The sequence below is a fragment of the Bacillus sp. iso_77 genome (genome assembly GCF_056173625.1).
This window is the reverse complement of sequence record NZ_CM149683.1, coordinates 1615119-1637715: the sequence shown is the minus strand read 5'-3', so window position 1 is coordinate 1637715 and position 22597 is coordinate 1615119. Positions and strand designations below refer to the sequence as shown.

Annotated in this window: 22 protein-coding genes; all 22 read right to left on the bottom strand. The window is 41.1% G+C overall.

Annotated elements, in window-relative coordinates:
• Positions 1-99 precede the first annotated feature (99 nt).
• Complete coding sequence (gene rnjB / locus AC0VYC_RS08295; protein ID WP_008344715.1) at positions 100-1767, bottom strand: ribonuclease J2; 1668 nt, start codon at positions 1765-1767, stop codon at positions 100-102.
• Between the two features lie 171 nt (positions 1768-1938).
• Positions 1939-2805 (bottom strand): 4-hydroxy-tetrahydrodipicolinate synthase, encoded by an 867-nt coding sequence (gene dapA, locus AC0VYC_RS08290; RefSeq protein WP_008344717.1) that lies wholly within the window; start codon positions 2803-2805, stop codon positions 1939-1941.
• Between the two features lie 30 nt (positions 2806-2835).
• Positions 2836-4050, bottom strand: a complete 1215-nt coding sequence (dapG, locus tag AC0VYC_RS08285) for an aspartate kinase (RefSeq protein ID WP_019744173.1) — start codon at positions 4048-4050, stop codon at positions 2836-2838.
• A 92-nt stretch (positions 4051-4142) separates the two neighbouring features.
• Positions 4143-5162, bottom strand: coding sequence for an aspartate-semialdehyde dehydrogenase (asd, locus tag AC0VYC_RS08280; RefSeq protein WP_017359063.1), 1020 nt, complete (start codon positions 5160-5162; stop codon positions 4143-4145).
• A gap of 139 nt (positions 5163-5301) precedes the next feature.
• Positions 5302-5895, bottom strand: a complete 594-nt coding sequence (dpaB, locus tag AC0VYC_RS08275) for a dipicolinate synthase subunit B (RefSeq protein WP_017359064.1) — start codon at positions 5893-5895, stop codon at positions 5302-5304.
• A complete protein-coding gene (dpaA, locus tag AC0VYC_RS08270; RefSeq protein ID WP_047945907.1) occupies positions 5892-6794 on the bottom strand; it encodes a dipicolinic acid synthetase subunit A in 903 nt (300 codons plus the stop codon). Before dpaA ends, dpaB begins: the two co-directional genes overlap by 4 nt.
• Positions 6795-6917: 123 nt before the next feature.
• Positions 6918-7190, bottom strand: a complete 273-nt coding sequence (locus AC0VYC_RS08265; RefSeq protein WP_008344726.1) for a YlmC/YmxH family sporulation protein — start codon at positions 7188-7190, stop codon at positions 6918-6920.
• Between the two features lie 61 nt (positions 7191-7251).
• On the bottom strand, positions 7252-9219 hold the full coding sequence (gene asnB, locus AC0VYC_RS08260) for an asparagine synthase (glutamine-hydrolyzing) (protein ID WP_335350588.1): 1968 nt from the start codon (positions 9217-9219) through the stop codon (positions 7252-7254).
• Between the two features lie 12 nt (positions 9220-9231).
• Positions 9232-9786 carry a hypothetical protein gene (locus AC0VYC_RS08255; RefSeq protein WP_335350589.1) on the bottom strand — a complete coding sequence of 185 codons (555 nt, stop codon included), beginning with the start codon at positions 9784-9786 and terminating at the stop codon, positions 9232-9234.
• On the bottom strand, positions 9755-10750 hold the full coding sequence (locus AC0VYC_RS08250; RefSeq protein ID WP_096881426.1) for a hypothetical protein: 996 nt from the start codon (positions 10748-10750) through the stop codon (positions 9755-9757). The genes AC0VYC_RS08255 and AC0VYC_RS08250 overlap by 32 nt, the downstream gene beginning before the upstream one ends.
• Before the next feature lie 25 nt (positions 10751-10775).
• Positions 10776-11969 carry an acyl-CoA dehydrogenase family protein gene (locus AC0VYC_RS08245; RefSeq protein WP_161565248.1) on the bottom strand — a complete coding sequence of 398 codons (1194 nt, stop codon included), beginning with the start codon at positions 11967-11969 and terminating at the stop codon, positions 10776-10778.
• The gene (locus AC0VYC_RS08240; protein WP_475389881.1) at positions 11935-13245 is read right to left on the bottom strand and encodes a type III PLP-dependent enzyme domain-containing protein; all 1311 of its coding nucleotides are present in this window, start codon (positions 13243-13245) and stop codon (positions 11935-11937) included. The genes AC0VYC_RS08245 and AC0VYC_RS08240 overlap by 35 nt, the downstream gene beginning before the upstream one ends.
• On the bottom strand, positions 13232-14488 hold the full coding sequence (locus tag AC0VYC_RS08235; protein ID WP_335350591.1) for an ATP-grasp domain-containing protein: 1257 nt from the start codon (positions 14486-14488) through the stop codon (positions 13232-13234). Before AC0VYC_RS08235 ends, AC0VYC_RS08240 begins: the two co-directional genes overlap by 14 nt.
• A gap of 4 nt (positions 14489-14492) precedes the next feature.
• Positions 14493-15623 carry a nucleotidyltransferase family protein gene (locus tag AC0VYC_RS08230; protein WP_335350592.1) on the bottom strand — a complete coding sequence of 377 codons (1131 nt, stop codon included), beginning with the start codon at positions 15621-15623 and terminating at the stop codon, positions 14493-14495.
• Positions 15610-16746 (bottom strand): aminoacyl--tRNA ligase-related protein, encoded by a 1137-nt coding sequence (locus AC0VYC_RS08225; RefSeq protein WP_475389878.1) that lies wholly within the window; start codon positions 16744-16746, stop codon positions 15610-15612. Before AC0VYC_RS08225 ends, AC0VYC_RS08230 begins: the two co-directional genes overlap by 14 nt.
• Positions 16747-17598: an HAD hydrolase family protein gene (locus tag AC0VYC_RS08220; protein WP_335350594.1), complete on the bottom strand. Its 852-nt coding sequence runs from the start codon at positions 17596-17598 to the stop codon at positions 16747-16749.
• A 3-nt stretch (positions 17599-17601) separates the two neighbouring features.
• Positions 17602-18684: an inositol-3-phosphate synthase gene (locus AC0VYC_RS08215; protein WP_048001544.1), complete on the bottom strand. Its 1083-nt coding sequence runs from the start codon at positions 18682-18684 to the stop codon at positions 17602-17604.
• Positions 18685-18708: 24 nt separating this feature from the next.
• Positions 18709-19515: a histidinol-phosphatase gene (locus AC0VYC_RS08210; protein WP_041090464.1), complete on the bottom strand. Its 807-nt coding sequence runs from the start codon at positions 19513-19515 to the stop codon at positions 18709-18711.
• A gap of 16 nt (positions 19516-19531) precedes the next feature.
• On the bottom strand, positions 19532-20305 hold the full coding sequence (locus AC0VYC_RS08205) for an SDR family NAD(P)-dependent oxidoreductase (protein ID WP_058337328.1): 774 nt from the start codon (positions 20303-20305) through the stop codon (positions 19532-19534).
• Between the two features lie 14 nt (positions 20306-20319).
• Complete coding sequence (locus tag AC0VYC_RS08200) at positions 20320-21048, bottom strand: SDR family NAD(P)-dependent oxidoreductase (RefSeq protein WP_041507281.1); 729 nt, start codon at positions 21046-21048, stop codon at positions 20320-20322.
• The gene (locus tag AC0VYC_RS08195) at positions 21045-22034 is read right to left on the bottom strand and encodes a phosphotransferase enzyme family protein (protein ID WP_212360354.1); all 990 of its coding nucleotides are present in this window, start codon (positions 22032-22034) and stop codon (positions 21045-21047) included. The genes AC0VYC_RS08200 and AC0VYC_RS08195 overlap by 4 nt, the downstream gene beginning before the upstream one ends.
• Positions 22035-22050: 16 nt before the next feature.
• Positions 22051-22590 (bottom strand): P-loop NTPase family protein, encoded by a 540-nt coding sequence (locus AC0VYC_RS08190; RefSeq protein WP_475389874.1) that lies wholly within the window; start codon positions 22588-22590, stop codon positions 22051-22053.
• Positions 22591-22597 lie beyond the last annotated feature (7 nt).

Sequence of the window (22597 nt, the reverse complement as noted above, 5' to 3'; positions counted from 1 at the left end):
ACTCTCCTCCTATTATGAACAAGATCGTCACATTCCATCCGCATTCATCATGTCACATCAAAAAAGCCCAAAGAGCTTGTGCTCTTTGGACTTTTCTCATCACACTTCCATAATAATTGGAATGATCATTGGCTTACGTTTTGTTTTTTCATATAGGAATTGATTTAGTACATCGCGCATGGATTGTTTCAGTGTTGACCATTCAACAATTGAGTTTTCCGTTTGCTCTTTCACAATCCCTTTGACCATTTCTGTTGCTTTCACAATCAGCTCTTCGGATTCTCTCACATAAACAAATCCTCTTGTGATGATCTCAGGTCCAGAAATTAATTGTTTCTTTTGTTTATCGAGCGTAATGACCACAATTAAGATGCCATCTTGAGACAATAGTCGTCTATCACGCAAGACAATATTCCCAATATCACCAACACCAAGACCGTCGATCAAAATGTTCCCTTGATGTACTTTTTCACCGATTTTGACGTTTTGACCTCTAAATTCCACAACATCCCCTTTATCAATTAAGAAAATGTCGCTTCGTTTCATGCCCACTTCTTCAGCAATACGAGAATGTGCTTTTTGCATGCGATATTCGCCGTTTACTGGAATTAAATACTTTGGCTTCAGTAAGTTCAGCATGAGCTTTAACTCTTCTTGACAGCCATGTCCAGATACATGCACACGTTTTTGAGCAAAAATCACTTGTGCTCCGCTTCTTGTAAGGAAATCCACCGTTTTTGAATAGGTGAGTTCTTGTCCTGGAAGAGGTGTAGACGCAATCACAACCGTGTCATCTTTTTCAATATGAAGCTGTTTGTGATTTTGTTTCGCCATTTTTGTTAAAGCAGCGAGAGGCTCACCGTGGCTTCCTGCTGTGAGAATGACCACACTGTTTTTCGCCATTTTTTTCACTTCTTGGACTGGAACAAATAATTCTTCGTCTGCTGTCACATAACCAAGTTTGATCGCAAGCTGAAGCGTTGTCATCATATTTTTCCCTGCTACTGCAAGCTTACGGCCATTTTGGTTTGTGGCATTAATGATTTGCTGTACACGATTAATATTTGATGAAGATACAGCGACAATCACACGATTTTCAGCATTGTACATCGCATTTGAGATTTCGTCTTGGACGAGCGCCTCAGAAGGTGTATAGCCTGGTTTTTCAGCATTTGCACTGTCTGAAAGAAGTGCTAAAACGCCATTGTTTCCAATTTTCGCAATCTCTCCGATGTCACAGGCTTGGTTAAGCGCTGGGGTTTGATCAAATTTAAAATCACCTGTGCATACGATTGAACCAAGAGATGTTTTGAAGCTGATTCCGACTGAATCAGGAATACTGTGATTCGTTCTAAAGAACGATACCTTTGTTGTTTCAAATGTAATGACTGACTTTGCATGAACCTCTCGCAAATCAGCTTTTTGATTGAATCCGTATTGCTTTAACTTTTCTCGAAGTAACGCAAGGGTCAGCTTCGTGCCGTAAACTGGTACAGACAATTTGCTTAAGCAATGGAATACGCCTCCGATTGCTTCATCATGTCCGTGGGTAAGAAAAATTGCTTTCACCCGATCAGCTCGTTCTGTTAAATAAGAGATATCAGGAATGACCACGTCAATGCCTAGCATTTCGTTTTCTGGATGCATGAGTCCTGCATCTACAACATATATGTCGGAATCAATCTCAATGACATATAAGTTTTTCCCGATTTCTCCAACGCCTCCCAGTGCAATAATTCTTACGTTCTCTGTATTTTTCTTTTTCAAAATTCTTATCCTCCTAGTCTCAAGCCCGTCCATCATCGCTTAATGCTATTATAACTGAATCTAATTTTAGAAAACAAGATGAAGTCACATTTTAAGAAAGTGTTTATGTATAAAAAACGGTCATACTCAGGGACATCTGAGAATGACCGCTTACGAATTTTTTTGTTTTGATCAGCTGTTTAATACGCTGCTTAAATTCAGTCTCTCTTCTTCTGATAAAGGTAAAAGCGGGAGTCGAACAGATCCGACATCTAATCCTTTCAGCTGAAGAGCTGTTTTGACAGGCGTTGGATTTGGCGCTGAGAACAGCTGGTTCATAATCGGCACCAGCTTTTGATGGATCAATGCTGCGTTTGCTGTTTGTCCTGAAGCGTAGCTTTTTAGCATTTGCTGCATATCAAGGCCTACGATATGAGAAGCCACAGAGACGACTCCTTTTGCACCAACCGCAACCGCAGGAAGCGTTAGGCTGTCGTCACCAGAATAAACGTCAAAATCTTCTGGTGTCTCTGCAATGATTTTTGTCATGGCATCTAGATCACCGCTTGCTTCTTTGATTGCGACAATATTCGGTATTTGCGCAAGCTTAATCGTTGTTTCTGGTGCTAATGAAGCAACCGTTCTTCCTGGTACATTGTAAAGCATGACAGGAAGAGATGTAGACTCGGCAATTGCTTTAAAGTGTGCATACATGCCTTCCTGTGATGGCTTGTTGTAGTAAGGTACGACAAGCATCACTGCATCAACGCCCGCTTCTTCTGCTTTTTTCGTTAGTTTAATAGACGCATTTGTGTTATTACTGCCTGTTCCTGCAATGATTTTACAACGACCATTTGCTAATTTCACCGATTGCTGAAAAAGAGCGACTTTTTCTTCAGTCGATAAAGTTGGCGATTCGCCTGTTGTCCCTGCAACGACTAAAGAGTCACTGCCGTTTTTTAACAAGTAATCAATGAGAATTGATAGCTTTTGGAAATCAATGTTGCCCTTTTTATCAAAAGGTGTAATCATAGCTGTTGCGATATTTCCGAAATTCATTTTTTTCACCTCATCATGATTCAATCACATTTATCTTGAAAGTTCAAACACTTCATGAAGGGCATTAACAGCCGCTCTCATGTTTTCTTCGTTCACTAACACCCAAATCGTCGTATGACTGTCAGCGGACTGTAAGATCGGAATATTTTGCTCAGATAGTGCAGATACAATCTTAGATGTGACACCTGGTACACCCATAATGCCTGCTCCAACAGCTGATACCTTTGCACAGTTTGTCGTGACAATCGGCGTATAGCCCAGATCTTTTAGGATCGCCGTTGCTTTTTCAGTCATTGCACCTGTCACCGTATAGACGATTTCGCTCGGTGTAATGTTGAAGAAATCGACACTAATTTGGGCATTTGCCATTGCTTTAAAGACTTCTGTTTGTACGCTGTACTGTCCCTCTTTAGCTGGGACTTTGATTTGTGTGACATCATTGACATGTGCAATACCCGTAATCAGGCGGTCGTACACATCATGACTCATTTTATCTGAGTAGTGTGATGTCACGAGTGTGCCCTCATCATCAGAGTATGTTGAACGGACCCTCATTGGTACTTTTGCTTGCATGGCAATTTCAACAGCTCTAGGGTGAATGACTTTTGCCCCTTGGTATGCGAGGTTACAAATTTCTGTGTATGTCACGACTCTCAGTGGTTTTGCATTTTCTACGATACGGGGATCTGCTGTCATGACCCCTTCTACATCTGTAAAAATATCGATGAAATCTGCCTGCAATGCAGCGCCTAACGCAGCAGCTGACGTATCACTGCCGCCTCGTCCGATTGTTGTCACGTCTCCATTTTTTGCAGCGCCTTGGAATCCAGCAACGACAACCACATCATGCTCTGAAAGTGCCGCCTCAAGACGTTCACACTTCATGTCAATAATTTTCGCATTTGTATGTTCTTTATCTGTCACAAAGCCTGCCTGTGATCCAGTCATCGCTACAGCCTTTAGCCCGTTTTCATTCAGCATACTTGAAAAAACAACAGCTGAAATATTTTCTCCGCAAGACACGAGTAAATCTTTTTCTCGGTTTGTCATATGCTGCGCATTGCCGTAAAGCAGACCTAGCAGCGTATCTGTCGCATAAGGATCGCCTTTTCGTCCCATCGCAGACACGACAACGACCGATTTATAGCCTTTCTCTTTTGCAGATAAGATATGTGCAAGTGCCCTTTTTCTCCCTTGATCATCTTTGACAGATGTACCGCCAAATTTTTGGACAATTATTTTCACTGTTTTCACTCCAAGTTCATTCTGACGTAACAGAAGAGAGCAGGCGAAAGATGCCTAACTCTCTTCTATTCGTCCTCATCATCCATTGAATGTTAAACTAATTTTAATGCTCGTAAGCTTTCTGCAATTTGAACGGAGTTCCATGCAGCGCCTTTTAGCAGGTTATCAGATACAATCCACATATGGAAGCCATTTGGACGATCCAAATCCTTCCGAATGCGGCCGACAAATACGTCGTTTTTACCAACAGCATCTGCAGGCATTGGATAAATTTGCTGAGACGGATCATCTTGTAATGTGATGCCTGGTGCATCTTTTAGGATGGACTTGACGTCATCAACCGTTGCGTCATTTGATTCAAGTTCAACGTAAACCGATTCTGAATGACCCGTTTCAATTGGTAGTCTCACACATGTTGCCGCTACTTCCAGCTCTGGCAAGTGCATGATTTTTTTCGTTTCATTGATCATTTTCATTTCTTCAAATGTATAGCCATTGTCTTGGAATTTATCAATTTGCGGAATCGCATTAAAGGCAATTTGATAAGGCATGACTTCTGGTTTCACATCTTCTTTATTTAAAATGGCTTGCGACTGGCTGTACAGTTCGTCAATGGCTTCATGTCCTGCACCTGATACTGCTTGGTAAGTAGACACAATGACTTTTTTCATGCCATACGCTTGACGAAGCGGTTCTAGCGCCGCTACCATTTGAATCGTTGAACAGTTAGGGTTTGCAATGATCCCTTGATGGTCATGCAAATCTTTTTCGTTTACCTCTGGTACGACAAGAGGGGTATTTTCGTCCATACGAAAAGCACTTGTATTATCGACAACAATTGCACCTCGTTTGACTGCTTCAGGAGCTAGCGCTTTGGAAACATTTCCTCCCGCACTGAATAGTGCAATATTGACCCCTTCAAAGCTTTCAGGTGTTGCTTCTTGAACGGTATACTCTTGACCTCTGAATGTCACTTTTGTTCCAGCAGAACGTTTTGAGGATAGTAGAGTAAGTGTATCCATTTCAAAATCTCTGTCAGCTAGTGTTTTTAACATTTGTTGACCGACAGCTCCAGTCGCTCCAACTACAGCTACATGCAATCCTCTTCCCATCAGTAAAACTCCTTCCGACCCATCCATGATTCTTTTCTTTCGGATGGCCATCCTATGACTTTTTACATTTTATTTTACCATAGAAAAGCAAGGCTTGAAGTACCTTTTTTGAATCTTTCATGATTTTCTAGTGAATCTATTATTCGTTTGATCCAATTAAAATGGGCTGAATTTGTCTATGCTGGAGCGCCTCTTCTACTGTTTTCGTCAGTAGATCCATATGCGCTACCATGGAAGTCGGTTTTTTGAATGGATCATCTTGGCCGAATGGAATAAAGAAAATATTCTTTGTCGACATGAGTCTCATGAGATTTGTACCATTTAAACCTAATGCATCATTGGTGGAAATGCCTAAAACGACAGGGCGATGATTACGAATGGTCGCCTTAGCAGCCATTAAGACTGGACTGTCTGTCAGTGCATTTGCAAATTTCGCCATTGAATTGCCTGTTAAAGGCGCAATGACCATACAATCAAGTGGAAGTTTTGGTCCAAGCGGCTCTGCTTTGACGATTGAGTCAATCGCTTGAAATCCTGTCAGCTTCTCAATCCGCTCAATCCAGTCCGCTCCTTCTCCGAATCTCGTATTCGTATTTTGCACCGTATATGACACGACAGGACGCACTTCTGCCCCTTCTTTCACGAGTGATTCGATTTGCGGAAAAACGGCTTCGTACGTGCAGTGAGAACCTGTTAAACCAAAGCCGATTCTTTTCCCTTTTAGTGTAGTCATGATTCCATCCCCCTTTTTTCCTCCGCAAGTTCACATAAGAGACCAGATAGCACTTTTGCAATGATCTGCCCGGCTGTCTTTGGTGCCACAATCCCTGGAAGTCCTGGTGCAAGAAGCGCCTTCACTCCATGCTTTTGTGCAAAGTCAAAGTCTGTTCCACCTGGGCGGGAGGCGATATCCAAAATGAGTGTCTTTGGTGTCATGCTGACGATGACAGATGAATCTAATACTAAGCTTGGAATCGTATTGATGATGATGTCGACATCCGTTACTTCATCTTTTAAACGGTCCATTGAAAATGGATCAAGTCCCATCTCAAAGGCTCGCGCTAAATGGGCTGTATCCGCAGCACCAACTTTCACTTCCGCACCTAGCGCCCGAAATGTGCGGGCAATGGTGAGCCCTGTTCGACCAAGTCCGAGAACAGCGACATGTGACCCATGAATCGTATAGTCCGTTTGCTGAATGGCCATCATGATAATCCCTTCAACTGTTGGAATAGAGTTATATATGGCAATATCATCTCGCTCAAACAGCTTCACAAGCTTCCGGTTCACCTGCTTTGCCATATTGTCTAAGTACATATTAGAAATACCTGAGTACAAGATACAATGTGCAGGGGTTCTTTCTAAATATTTAGCTTCTAGCACGACCTTCTCATTTGAAAAAACGGTGGCAACGACCCCTTCGTCTGTAGCACCTGATACCGGAAGGATCATACTATCCACTTGTTCAAATGGAAGCTCTGACATTTTCAGCTTTTCAGCACCAATAAATCCATGATCCAGCTGATCAAATCCGACCAAAAACACTTTGGCATGCTGCTGTGACAGCTTGCGAATGATTTCAAGCTGCCTAGCATCTCCCCCGATCACCGCAACCGTTAAACCGCTCAACATACTGACCGTTCACCTTCTTTATTTAAAAAAGTCTGTAATATTTTCCGAATCTCCCTTTCAGCATATGAGGAGAGGATTCAGCCTGTGAACAAATCGGAGAGAGAAAAGAAAAAGAGCACCCTTTTATGATGGGTGCTCTTTTTCTCCGTGCGGCTGAAGTTCTTCAGGCACATCGAGAATGATCATATCTGATCCTATTTTTTGAATGTGATTCCACGGAACGCGGATGTCATTTCCTTGTTTTCGAAAGCCAAACCATTTGACGGAAGGTATGATGAGTGCTGTAATTTGACCGTCCTGTTCATTTATTTCAAGGTCGGTTTGTCCAAGCACGCCAAGCCGCTCCGCTCTTTTAATATCGACGATCTCTTTTCCTGACAGCTCACTCAGCCTCAAAATCGCATCACTCCCCTTCCATATCATATATGCAGCAGGGATGGTGAATAGACCGGGCCTCTTAATGACTAGTTTGGAGCGGAAGACGCGCCCCTTTGATATAGTGATCATGCCATAATTCCAAGTTGTAAAGCATCCACACTTTTTGGTCCGCTCCATTTTTGTTCTTCTGATTCGAATGATGTCGCAAAAATTGTTCTAGCGGCTCTTTTTGAAATAATTGTGTTGCAAAGCTTTGTTGATCAAGAAGTTTCTCTTCGATTTCTCCCATTCTTTTGTTCATCCAATGATACACCGGAACCGGAAAACCCATTTTTCTTCTATATAATATACGCTTATCCACCGTTTGCTCCATTGTCTTTTTCAACATATATTTCGGAATATCTTGGACCTCACTTGTTTTAAGGCTCGATTGGAAAAATGCTTGCACTTTGCTAGGTAGCCCTTTATAAGGAAGTTTGTACTTGAAAGGCATATCGTTGACAAATTGGATGATGCGATGATCAAGAAACGGTACACGTGCTTCTAGTCCATGTGACATCGTCATCATATCAAGCCGGTCTAACAAGTTGGGTAAATGAATTTGTTGAAATAAATAGAGCAGTTTGTTTTCATACGACGCCCCTTCCATCTCTTTAAAGCAATGGGCGATCAATTGATTCATGTGCAAATCAGCAGAATCAATAGAATGAGCGTGCTGACCTAAGAGCTGCTCTTTGTCGCTATCCGTAAACCAAGCATATCTTTTTTTATAATGTTCCATTTCCCCATCAAGATGGATAAATTGATGCACCTGCTGCTGAAAGGACGGTTCAAATAATACCTTTGAAAGGATGGATGACAGCTTTCGGTTTTTTTGAAGCCATAAAATTTTACGCCAATCTGAAGGACTCCTAAATACACGACCATACCCTGCAAACAATTCGTCCGCTCCTTCACCACACAAAACAACCGTTACATGCTTTTTTGCTTCACGTGACATATGGTAAAAAGCGACTTCATGAGGAATGGAAAGAGGATGATCTCTTCGCTTCACAACTTCTGGCAATAATTGAAAGTACTCTTCTTCACTCATTCGATGCGAGTGAAGCTTGACGTTGTATTGTTCTGCTGCGAGCTTGGCATAGCTTTCTTCAGAAAAACCTTCCTCTTCAAAGCTGGTCGAAAAACAGTGAATATTCTCGTTCGCATATTTGGACATCAAAGCAACAATGGAAGTCGAATCCACTCCTCCACTCAAAAAAGCTCCTACAGGTACATCAGACATCATTTGTTTTTGGACACTATCTTGAAGTAATTCAAACAATCCCTTTTGATAATAACGTTCTCCCCTGTCAATTCCATCAGATGGGAAAGGATATTGCCAATAGGCCTCTTTTGTCATTCCTGTTTCATCTATTTTCAAGATGACCCCTGGGGGTAATGTTTGAATTCCTTGAAAGAAAGTTTGCTCGCCGATCGCATAACGGAAGGATAAATAACTAAGGACAGCTTCAGGCTGAATGGCAATTTGTATATCTGGATGCTGAAGAAGAGCTTTCATTTCCGATCCGAAAATAAGCCCTCCTCTACATTCTGAAACATAAAGCGGTTTAATCCCAGACCGGTCTCTAAATAAAAAGAATTCTTTCTTCTTTTGATCCCATATCGCAGCTGCAAACATTCCATTTAATTGCTCAATAAAAGAAATACCATATTCTTCATAGCCATGAACAAGTACTTCTGTATCTGTCAGCGTACGAAACGTATGACCTTTATTCCATAAGTCCTCTCTTAGTTCTTGGAAATTATATATCTCGCCATTTAAAATCACACAAATAGACTCATCTTCATTTGTTATTGGCTGCGGCCCAGATTGAATATCGATAATGGAAAGCCTCGTATGAACCAAACCAACTGAGTCGTCTTGATATACACCACTATCATCAGGTCCACGCATACTAAGTACGTTTTTCATCTTCAGTAAGATGTGTGGATCAAGTGGTGCTTTGTTAAAATGACAATAACCTGCAATGCCGCACATAGACATGGCTCCCTTCCATCACTGATCTGACTGCTGGATCGTCATTGCGAAAATATGCATAAATGGATTATCTTGAAAGCGGATTTCATCAAAAACGATTTTTTGCGAGAAGGAAAGCGAATCAATCCATAGGGTTGATGTCAAATGATGATTGATGCCGGCTACCGTATGAATATAATCAAATGCATAAGCCAATCGATCATCAAATGCAGGTTCACGTTCAATCACATCGGTTAATGAAAGACGAGACTCCAAGACAACGGTCCCCTCTCGTAATAATGTCATCTTTTCATAGAGATTACCATTAGATGAACAGCCAACGACATGGAGCGCTTCTGCTTCAACTGCCTGAAGTTGAATAGACTGACCCTCTAATTCAATATTGTCTCCTTGATCTTGATAAATGAACTGAAAAGGAATGCCTTCGACCAAAGAGTCTTTCACGTTCATGACCAACTCAGCCGGCAAAGAAGCCCCGCCAATGGTTAATTGGCCTTTTTCATATTCATTTTGATATGTGATACCTCTGTTATTGACATAATCATGAAGAGTGAGGGGTTGATAGGTTTTCATTTTGAATCACCTCTTTTAGTTGCGTGAGAAGGCTTGTCTCCACTTCTAATGTTTTTTGAAACCGATTCGACGTCCTTTCAATCATACTGCGAGGATTTTTGCTGAGGCCGACTCTAGCTGTAAAATTAGCAAGCACTGTCCAGCTTTGATAAGCATCTTCAAATGCTTGAATAAGGGGTTGTAAATGCTCATTTTCATATGATGATAAAAATGTCACCATATGTTTTCTGGAGTTGGCGACATCCTTTAGTCCTTCAAAATAAACATTGTCTAATAAATTACTATTTTCATCGCCTTTGATACTATCTATATAATCTCTTTGAATGACTGAAATTGCATCAAGACCTGTGATAGCTCCAGGCAATTCAAAATGTGGCGGTGCCCCTTCTAATATGGCGACATGCTCTTTTAAAACTTTCATTACATCCGGTTCTTTCTCAAGGTCAACCTGTTTGATCCATTTATAACGATTTTCGGTTCGAGGCGTATGTTCGTAGACAGAGCGTGCGGCTTTCATCAAATGATCTTTACTCAATGTGCCATGATAAGAATAAGCATGGTCACTGATCACTACATGATCATCATTCACCTCAAGTACTTCCAATGTATGATATCCATGTTCTCTTTCAAAAAATGGACAGTACGGTAATTCAAATATATCTAAAGAAACAGACACAGTGCCTCTCTCAGGATGCTGTTTAAAAACCCGATTCATATAGAGGTCTAATTCCTCTTCGGTGTAAAAAATTTCTTCTAAATGAATGCCATTATGATGCAGAATATCTTCACGAAAATGTTTAAAGGAACCGATCAAAACAAATCCTTGGTCTTGAGATCTATAAACAAGACCAGCTTGCCTCCAAATCCTGTCGATTTGAATTCCTTGTCTAAGAAGCATGGCTGCAATCGTTAATTGAGAACAGTTTAAATAATTGTTTCGGTAAATAGGTGCTGCAGTAGCCACATATGTCTCCTCCTTTTTTACGCCATCATACCCAGCGATTTTTTAACGGGATAATGCCCAGCTCTTTTTTCGCAATCACTTCTTTTAATACATCTTCTGAAGGTGGATGAAATTTTGCCGCTTTCACATCTCGGCTTAAGCGCTCAAGCAAAGATCCTTGCTGTAATGAAGAAAAACCCTCGACCTGAGAAGCCAGTTCCACGATTTCTTCTGCCGCCTGTGTCACAAAGTGTTTAGTAATCAGCGTCTTCGTATACAACTCACTCGAGTAATGAGTTTGTTTCTTTTCTCGATCTGCTTGCTGGGCACAGGCCATGAGCTGAGAATGTGCAACATCTAATTTCATTTTCATATCTGCAATACGAAATTGTTGACCTGGTAAAAAGGCTGATTTTTTCTTAGAAATTCGATCATTCCTTTTATATGCCATACCGAGGGCATGTTCATATGCTGCCTTTGCAATCCCGTAATAAACAGCGGTAACAGCTAAACGAAACCAATAGATTAAATGTTCAGTATCTTCTATTGCGTAGCCTTCCCGCCCGATGAGCTGATGATCGGGTATAAACACTTGATCAAAATGAATGTGATGACTCATCGATGCTCTCATTCCCGAATAATTCCACGATTCCTCCACCGCAGCACCTTCACTCGGTAATGTCATTAAAAGCGCCGTCATTCCATATTGAGATGTACATGACGACGGGGCATACTCACAATAGATTGGCAAATATTTAATGCGCGGTGCACCTGTCACAGTAAACTTAGTTCCACTCACAAGATATCCGCCATCTGTTTTTTCGGCGGTGATGGTTGGAATTCCCTCCATTTGCTTTCGCTGATAAATAAAAATCACATTCGGGTCGCTGACAGAAGCGATGAACTCTCCTGAATGCCGAATATCGTCAAATACCGAAGCCTGCTGCTCACTTGTCAGCACTTCAGAAAATGCGCCGAGCGAATAGTAATGCATCGCCATAATGAGGCCTGTTGACGCACACCCTTTAGATATGTGTGACAACAAGGTGATCGTTTCTTCAAATCCATATCCAAGACCTCCGTCTTGTTTTGGCATATTGGCGACATGTAATCCACAATCAATCAGCTCGTCTAGATTCTGATGTGGGAACCGAGATTCGGCATCCAGCTGCCCTGCTCTTTCTGAAAATTGGAGAATGAGACGATCAATCGTTTCTTGTCGAAGCTCTGTCAGTTTCATTTCCACCCCTCCTTTGTCTAAAGAGTGATCTATTTTGTTTCCATAAGAGATCTTCCGGGGTCCCTCTATCTCGCACAACATAATCGTTCCCCTCAAACAACAGTAGCTCAAGCGGAGAAGAATGACCTAAAAATAAGGTAGGGCTGTAGCTCAGTCCATATGCACCAGATTTCTCAATACAAAGAAGATCCCCTACTTCCCCTTGCGGAAGCTCCACCTGCCTGCCAATTAAGTCTTCTGGTGTACAAAGTGGACCAACAATTGATTGTTTCACTACGTCTGCGGTGTTGCTGGAATGTTTAATGAGCCGCATAGGGTAATTATTGCTGAGCAGTCTGCCTCTAAACGTCATCGCTTGATGATGATGCATCCCGCCATCTGCTATTAAAAACGGCTGCCCTTTTGATTCTTTTACATATTGTATGGTTGTTAAATAAACACCACATTCTGCTAAAAGAAATCTCCCCATTTCGATAATAAACCTCGGAAATTCAAGCTCAGTTTCATATGATCTAATCAAATCCGCTACGTGTTGAAATAGCCTTTCAGCATGAAGCGGGGTTTCATGCTGAAAATACGGAATGCCAAAACCGCCACCTAAATCAACCATCTGGCATGTTCGTCCATATTCATTCTTGATTCGAACAGCTGTGTTAAGTGTGTATTCAAACGATGATAAAAGCGATGTTTCATCAAGAACTTGAGTTCCCAGATACATATGGATCCCTTTAAATAGCAGCGAATGATCATACTTCTGAAACAGATCAAATACATCATTCAGTTTAGATTCATCTATTCCAAACGGACTTGGAACTCCGCCCATTTTTATTTTGGCCCGTGACTCAATTGATTCTGGATTGATCCGAATGCCTACTGATGCCTGCTTATCTTGACGTTTTGCAGACTCAGCGATGTAGGTCAGTTCTTCCTTAGATTCGGCGATAATACAATAGATCTCATGCTGAACAGCGGTATCAATCTCTTCCTTCTGCTTACCCGGTCCAGAAAAAATGATTTGCTGCGGTGAATAACCTGCTTTTATCGCCATGAAAAGCTCTCCTTCAGAAGCCACTTCTATACCAGTTCCAAAAGACCGTAACAATGATGCAATCGAGACATTTCCATTGGACTTAAATGAAAAGAACACCTCAGCTGTTTGATGGAGCCATGATGTAATGTGCTCATAGTGCTCTTTCAATGCATCTCCATCGTATACATACATCGGCGTCCCATAACGATTCGCTTTCTCTAAGAGCGTAAAGTCATTTTCCAGCACTACTCCTCCTCCTTTCTGATGAAAATTCCATCTCATCAAACATTGTCAGCATATGAATCTGCTTGTCCTTCTTCATATGGTAAAACAAGATAAACAATCGATAGTGCCACATATCATCAGATCTCGTCTTACCAAAAGTATAAATAAAGAACCCGCCATCTTCTCCCGGATTAAGTGCTTCTGTTACCTCCGTTAAGACATCTTCAAATGGCAGGTCAGCGCGGCATGAGAATCTTTTAAAGCGGCTTTCGATATATTCGTAGGTTGAAAAAAAACGACAAATCAGTGGGAGTAAATAAGTGACCTGTGTGAACCGGGCATTTATTTCGATGATCGGTATGAGCTGTTCATTTTCATCAATAATTGAATCGACACCAACCACACCACGATACCCTTCATCATAAAGAAGCTCTATGATTCGATGCATGCTTGCTTCGTATTCACGTTTTTTGTCCAATTCATACACAGGCGCAAAATCTGTCCCTAAGTAAATGCCGTCCTCATTAATTTTCTGCTCTGTAATGGAGAGTAAGTGTGACCCCTCCTCTTGAATGAGCAATTGGGCATTTAAGGACCGTTTAATCGGATGCCATCCCTCTAAGAGCAAATCCGTTTCGATATTCCTTCTTTCAATAAAGGTCAGCAGCTGCATAAATTCTCGGTCATTTTTTAAAATACGCAGCCCCTTCCCAGATGATCCATAAGGTATTTTCAGAACCATTTTGGAGAAATTCTTCGCCTTTAATTCTTCATACGTCTGTTTTAATTCGTCAGCATGATGACAGATAGCGCCGCACGTGACGTTAAACAGATGTTCTTCTGCCCATCTTCTAGTAGAAATCTTATGATTGAACCGCTTTACGAGTGTAGCATTTGAGCCGTATATCGTTCTTTTTTCAATCAATGCTTCTTTTTCAAGGGATTCATCTAAAAGATACGGTACAATCAGTCCATTTAATTTAAATGCTTGGTCTAGTTGAGTCATATGCGGAAGCTGGACACCTTGATTTTCCAAATAGGCTAAAAAAGCTTTATCAGGCTGATGATGCAAGATGACATGATGCTCTTTAGATGCAATCAAAAGCAGTTGTTGTTCTTGCTGAAGAACCAGATCATTTTGAACATGGTCTGTCATGACTGGTAAAGCTCTTGTTTGATCCCAGCTTTGTTCTTGATTCATATTTCCATACCATATCACGTCATTTCTTCCCTTAAAATCAAATAGCGAGGCCGGATCTTTCATGACACTACTCCTTATGCACAGAATGCTTGTTAATATCTAAAGATCGATTAATATGAAAGAATCGTTTACGAATTGGTTGATTCCAAGTATGAACGACATCATTTGCATCCAGCACTTCGGATAAATAAGTAAGCGATTCAGGCTGAAGTGCATCCATGACAAGTTCAGGAATCGTTTGAGGAAAGACCTCATTCACATAATGAAAAGCAAAATAGACCATCTTTTCAAAGCCATACGCTTTCGTCTGGCGGACAAACAAATCCACATCGAGTAGGTCTTCCTTCATAAACATGCCATATATATCTAGCAGTTTATAAAGCAGTAAATCTTTCATTGACTCCACTTCATTTAAATAAATCGCTTCTTTATAAAAATGAATACATAGGAAAAGAAGCATATCCTCTTCTTTTAAAGACCATACAAGGTGTTCGTCAACAGACGTTTGAATTCGTCTAGACAGCATTTCTTTGACGATTGAATCCGTTCGGTTTCCTGTCATGAGGTCAACTGAAAACTGAACATCAATTTTATGACAATCAATAAAGCGGCAATCTGGTGTAGGTTTCATATAGGTGTAGGTTTGATGTGAGTTCATGATGAGGTAAAGGATGTCTTTGCGTTTGGCAGGTGTGACTTTCTCCGTTTCATAGTTCCAAGAACCTTGAATATAGCCTAATTCGTTTAATACGTGTCCAGTTTCTTGCAGCTGATCTTGTGAGATAAAGAGATCGTTGTCTCCAAACAAGCGAAGACCAACATCACCGTATGCCCACTGGCCAATCACACTTCCTTTTACAATGGCATATTCAATTCCTTTTTGATCAAGTGCTTGAAATAACTGATCATTTAACTTGATATTGTCTCGAGCCGTTTCTAGTTGACCCTTATACATAATCTCTAATGACTTTAAAAAATAAGTCGCTTTAAACTCTTTTCTTAAATGAATGGCATAACGTTTAATATTCTTCCACGCAATTCCTGCTGTCCGATGAACATGCAGCATTCCGAGAATGACATTCCAGTCTTGCTGCTTATACAAAAGCTCCTGCATCTCTTCAATTTGACTCGCTTTTAAAAAAGGAGTGGATAAAGTGAGAGCTGTATGTTCTTCTTGAGTCAGATTACTTTGCAGCATAGCGCTCCTCCTTTAAATGAAGCATGTCTTTCGGCCAATCCTTTCGATTTCGACCGTATGTTTGTAAAAACACTTGAACCCAACGATCGATCCCAAATGCCGCACAACCTGAATAAAGCGGCAGACCATCTTCTCCGCTAATATGGAACCTTTCACAAAGCATCTCTCCACAGTCGTTAAAAGAAGCGATTGAAACGTCTTTCTTTTCTGTCACAGCGACTAATTCATATTTGCTATTAGCCATTAATTGATAATTCGCTTTATCCATATCATCATAAAAGAAAAAAGGGTCATTTGCGGTCGTGACCTTTCCACTTAGACCAAGTTGATGAAAGCATTCCCATGTGTTCTCAAGGAGTGTTTTTCTCGTTTCATTGATAAATTCTTGATGACCAATAAAGACAATTTCGCGCATACTAAATTCTATTTTCCTGAGAGGGTCCACTTTCCAAGAGATTTCATGTCTAAAACATTGCCCCGTTGCTGTCATCATTTGATTGTCTGTATACGTCTTCCCTTCCCATTCCTCATAGCAGTGATAACAAATACACGGCTGTAAAAAACGGCCTGCCTGCTGGAAGTGTTCAGGCTGAAAACCATGATGCTTTTCTCGAATATCATCAATGATTTGATAATCATGAGGGATCTCAAAAACAGAATAAATATTTTGTGGAAAATTCGTATGATACTTACATTTTTCCATTAAATCTTTACTGATCGTCGAAGGGTATCGCCTTACTTTCGCTCCAAGTGAAATCCCTATATTTAAAAATAATTGATCAAAGTAGTTTGAAAGTTCCAATTCAACTTCATCATAGAAAGTTCTTTTCTGATCTTCCTCGCTTAGTTTCGAATGAACAGGCTCACTAGATAAATGAATATTTGATTTTATTTCTTTTTCACGAAATCTCCGCAGCTGTGCGATATTTGACGATAGATTCGAAAACGCAGTTGATATTGCCTCTTTGTCTCCCATTTTATCTACGGTTACTTCAATCATAGATTCCTCTTCGTTAAGAGCCACGTGCACAATATGAGCAGATAAAAATGAAACTCTTTCCATAAAATCCGATATCATTGTCTCTTCTAATGCTTCTGGTAAAGGCAGTTGAAGGGTCCTCAACTAAATACCTCCCTTTTCATTGATAACGTGCGGCGTTTCAAATGATTGTAAAACTTTAAATAGATAATCAGAAATAGGCTCCTGTAAATGAACATCACTTAACTCAATCGCCGACGGATGACTATCTTGAACGGCTAGCCCCCACTTGGCCTTCTTCAGCATCAGCCTGTCATTATGACCATTTCCAAAGGCAATCACACGATCTAAATCTCTTTCTCCAAAACAATCGAATAAATGGTGCTCAAGCATGTCTGCCTTACAAATCCCTTTTGGAGATATGACTTGAGCATTTAAAAACTGGGCATCTGCTACGTCGCAATGACAATTTTTTAATTGTCGAGCAAGATCCACTTTTTCTTTTGGTAAAATAAATAGTTTTGTGACACGCTCAAAGTTGAATTCTTTCTTGTGACCAACCTCTATTTTTTCTCGTGGAAAGCTATATAGCATGCAGTATTTCAACTTAGCGCTTTTACTTGATGCCACGTGCTTTCCATGAGATTCCATGACAAATTCAGCTTTTCCATCAAGTGATGTGATGATCTGTTGGCATAAAGCTGCATCTACATACTGCTTCACCTCAAATGTTTTCTTTTCATGATGACAAATGACATTCCCATCATTCAGCAAAACATCATGATGAAATAAGGCGAGTAGAGATCGATCTAAATCCAGAGAGAAGAAAGAATCATAGGTTCTTCCTGTCACAATAATGGGTATAATGCCTCTTTGGCGCAGCATGTTCACTGCGCCATGGACATCACCAATAAGCTCGCCTCTGTCATCAATTAATGTTCCATCCAAGTCAAAAGCGGCAAATTTTATCTTGCGAAGATTGAGTTCCGCTTCCACTGGTTACACCTTTTTCAGCTCAGCATTTGCCACATATTCATTGAACAAACGTAATGATTCTGAATCGACTTGTCCAATTGGTGGACTCTTAAATAAGAATGGGCAGACGTCATGTATGACACCGCTATGATTCATATCTTTAGCTGCTTTTGCAACACGCATCGCATTCGCAATGACACCAGCTGAATTCGGACTATCTTCTACTTGTAAACGAATTTCAAGTGAAATGTCAGAATCTAAAACCGAATTCCCTTCTAATCGCAAGAAGCAGACCTTATGATCCCCTAAATAGCTGACATAACCATTTGGACCTGCTGCCACTTCACTGGCATCAATACCTGAAGCGAACAATGCTTTTCTCTTCGATTTTTGCTTACTCGTTGATCTCATAGGGTTGGCTAGGTTTAAAAAGTCCGTATTGCCTCCAACATTTAGTTGGTACGTATTGGTGATATCAATCCCGCGGGATTTTAAAAGTTCAATTAAGGCTGTATGCAGTGTGGTTGCACCTAAGTGACTTCTTAAATCGTCTCCAAGGAGCGGGGTATCCGACTCTTCAAACATTTTGACAAACTCAGGATCATTTGCCACCGGTTCAGGTGTCGCATTAATAAAGGCTGTTTGAGCGTGTGCACACGCCTCTGCGTACACACGAACTGCTTCAAACGAACCTGTTGGTAAGAAGCAGACGAGTACATCTGCCTGAACATCTTTTAACCTTTGCGTCACATCATGTGTTTTCATATTCAGTGAATGTTCATGTGGTTGAATGCAGTTGGACAAATCTCCTTCAAGTCCATCACATAACGGACCTGCTTCGACGGTTACTTGGAAAAACGGAACATCGATATGTTTCACTGCAGCTGTTGGTTTAGTAAAAATGGCCTCTGATAAGTCTTTTCCGACTTTATTTTGATCTACTTCAAAAGCTGCAACAAATTCGACATCAGATAACTGATAGCCTCCAATCACGTCATGCATAACACCAGAGAGCGTATCTTTCTTTTCCTTAGCCAGCTCAACAAATTGAACGATACTTGACGCACATGATCCTACTCCTGCAATTGCTACACGAACTTTTGTCATTTTCATAACCCCTTTTTTATGAATTTATAGAGCCAATTTTCGCTTTTGACGAGATTGAAAAATACACCATTCCTGGTAACCTAATTCCTTCAGCGTTTGTTTCACTTTCAGCCAATCATCTGCCACGCGGGCGGGCTGATGAGCATCTGAGCCAAACGTGACATCCACACCATAAAATTTGGCTCGCTCTAATAGATCCATTGATGGATACCAGCCTCCGCAGTCTTTTGTTTTGCCAGAGGTATTCACTTCAATCACAGAACCACTCTCCGCAATGACTTTTAGTGCATCATCGACAGCTTCTGTTTTGAGATGAGCAATTTCTGGATAAAAACCTTTTAAGGCGTCAATATGCCCTAAAACGTCGAACATTTGACTCTCAGCAGACATCTTAATCAACTGGTAATACGTCTCTTTTTCAATGATGGCTTGTTGCTCTGTGATTCGTTCCCAGCGTTTCCGGTTGAATAGATCGTATCCATTACTGACATGAACCGAGCCAATGATATAATCAAATGGATAATGTCGATACACGTCTCGGTAGAGGGCTTCGTGTTCTGGAAAATAATCAGATTCAACACCTAATAGCACGTGAATTTTCCCCTCATATTCCTTTTTCAATTGCAGGACTTCCTCTACATATGATTGAAATTCACTCTTTGCCATCGCTACCCATGGTTTAAAATGATCGGCCTCTTCACCAAAAAACGGGGAATGATCCGATATTCCGATACATTCTAGACCTAGTTTAACAGCCTCATCGATATATTCTCTGATGTTTCCCTCCGCATGACCACAGCGCTGATGATGTGTGTGCAGATCAAATTTCATCAAAATGTTTACTCCTCTACATGGCAGTATAGCCGCCGTCAACCATTAGATTTTCTCCTGTGATAAAACTCGCTTCATCAGAGAGAAGAAAGATGACAGCAGATGCGATCTCTTCTGGATCAGCTGTTCGTTTTAACATGTGCATCCCTCCAATATCAGGGTGCTGATTTGCTTGCTCTCTTGTCAACCCAAGTTCTTCCAAGTGAAATCGTTCGTTATTTTTGTTCCACACCGTACCGGGATTCACTGCATTCACACGAATACCTGCATCCGCCAAATCCATTGCCATGCATCGCGTCATATTCACAACGGCTGCTTTTGTTGCGTTGTATGTTAAATATTTCGGCTGGGCAATATGACCTGAAATGGAGGCAATATTTACAATGGATCCTTTTCCTATTTTTTCCATGTAAGGTGACGTGTGTTTGACGCATAGGGCTTGCCCCATAATATTTAAGTCCATGATGCGCCGCCATTCTTCAACAGTAGCTTCAAGGCCACGCATGATAAAAACGGCTGCACAATTCACAAGCATGTCAATTTTCCCAAAATGATCGACTGTTCTTTCTACCATTGAGACAATGGCTGCCTCATCAGCAATATCAGCTTCTATAAACAACACATCATATCCAATTTCTTTGAGCCTTTTTTCTGCTGCTAATCCGTAATCTACATGGTGATCAGCAATGACGACTTGCGCACCTTCTTGTGCTGCTCGTTCTGCGACCGCATATCCAATCCCCTGCGCCCCGCCTGTCACAATCACTGTCTTTTCTTTCATCCCTCGCATGTAGCTGCCTCCTCTTACCACTGAAGTCTTTTACCGTCTCTTAGTAGCTCTCCTGTTGGTCCATCTCGGGGGAGCTGTGCCGCCCATACGATTCCTGATGCCCCTTCCTGAACAGTTTTAACAGCCTCTGATGTCCCCATGTCCGTTTGTACCCAGCCAGGACAAACCGCATTCGCAAGAATAGAAAATGGCGCCCCCTCTAAAGCCGTGACTTTTGTCAGAACGTGCAAAGCCGCTTTTGACATCCTGTAGTAAGGACCGCTTTTTCCGTCACGCCTAACATCGTTTGAAGCGGAGATGGCGGAGAGCCTTCCCATGCCGCTAGATACATTGACGATTCGTCCATATCCAGCCTCTTTCATGTAAGGGAAAACCGCCTTGGTCATTCTGGCTGCGCCATACACATTGACATTCATCGTTTCTTGAAGTGTCGATACAGGAAGATCTAAAAAAGATGGAAAGGCGTCATCCATTATGTTGTCAAGAAAGACTCCCGCATTATTAATCAGCACATCCACTCTTCCGTACGAATCCTTTATAAAAGCCGACAGACGTTCAACCGACTCTTCGTTTGTCACATCCAGCTGGTATGGCACAACCTGCTCATTTATATCAGAAGCAGCTAATTCAGCATTTTCAATCTGCCGTGCTGTTAAAATGACAAGCATGCCATCTTGCGCAAGCTGTCTGCACACTTCTTTTCCAATGCCTCTATTTCCACCAGTGACAACAGCAACCTTCAAATCCTCATCTCCTTTTGGAGATACCATTCTTCTTTCAGCTGGCTTGATGCAGATTCTAGTGCTTCCAAGGACCAATCAATATACCAGTTCAATAAGTGAGGTGTGTAAGTATGCAGAAGTGTTAAATACCGCCCTGTCGGAATATATAAAAGTCTGATAAAACCAGATATAGAACGCCACTCGTTTTCAGATAAGTCATTGGCATATGCCTTTAAAAATTGAATCGTTTTCACAATGTCTAGTTGAAATGTTCCCCGCTTGATTCTCGTTAACAAAAAAGCAGATATGGCTGCATCATAAATTCGTGGTCTATAACCTGCTGTATCAAAATCAAGAACCATGGCGAGCTTCTTATGACGGATGAGCAGGTTGCCAGAATGAAAATCACCATGTGTGACAGCATGTGGTAATGCCTCATACAGACTAGGATTTAGCAGCGTGAGTACATTCATCAGCTCCTGTTCATACACTTTAAGCAAAGAAGCAGCCTTTTTAGAAGAAACGACTTTCTTTAATACACTTGCCGTCTTATCCAGTGTTTCGTCCGGTGAAGTTATCCAGTTTTTCAATTCACAGTTTGGGTTCACAGGCCCTTTCGGTAAGTTCTTTAATGAATGAAGTTGTCTTAATACCCGAATGGCTTCTTGTTCATCTGAACGATTTCCCATTTCATATGGCCTTCCTTCAAAATAGGGCCGCAACTGCCAAAAATGTTCTTTGAATAAAATGGTTTTACGACCGTTCTCTGCCTCTATCATTGGTTGAATCGGGAAACCATGATCAAGCAAAGCATCTGTTAAATCTTCTAAATATTGAAGCCACTTTGCATCATGATTTCTCGCACATTTTTTTAAGACAAAGCGGTTTTTAGCATCCTCTACAAGCCAGCCTTCATTAGGGCTTCTTCCGTTTAAAGGTGTTAAGCGGATTGGCTGTTCCGAAAACCAATATTTCAGGACATTATCAGCATCATCAGATTTCATCATGTCCTCACCCCTTTTTCTAAAGGTTTTTGATTTTCCTAAGTACCAGATCTGCTGCTTCCTGCTTGTCTATGCGCAGGCATTTCACACGTGATTCTTTTTTTAATTTATGAAAAAGCTTCTCGTTTTGATGGAGCACCTCTGGATACACATGAAAGGCATATGAGAAAAATTGGAGCGCATTACCTATTCGCTCCTTATTTCCATTCCAAAGTTTTTCCCTTGTCATGAGCCGCTTGAACGTCCTTTTCATGAGACGGGGGAATGTCTTCCTTCTCTTCACATCAAGCCATATGATCGTATCAGCATATTCAGTCAAGATATGGTGAACAGATGAATATTGACCATCAATCACCCATTTCTTTTGTTTAACAACTTCATGGACGTTATCGATAAACAACTTCCGATCTGTTTTTTTCCAGTTCGCTTGCCAAAATAGGGCATCGAGCTCATAGTGAGGTAACATGAATTCCTGTTTCAAGTGATGGGCAAGGGTCGTTTTTCCAGATCCAGGTGGACCAACAATCCATATTCGCTGGCTAGCTCCTTCATTATTCAAGTGGTTC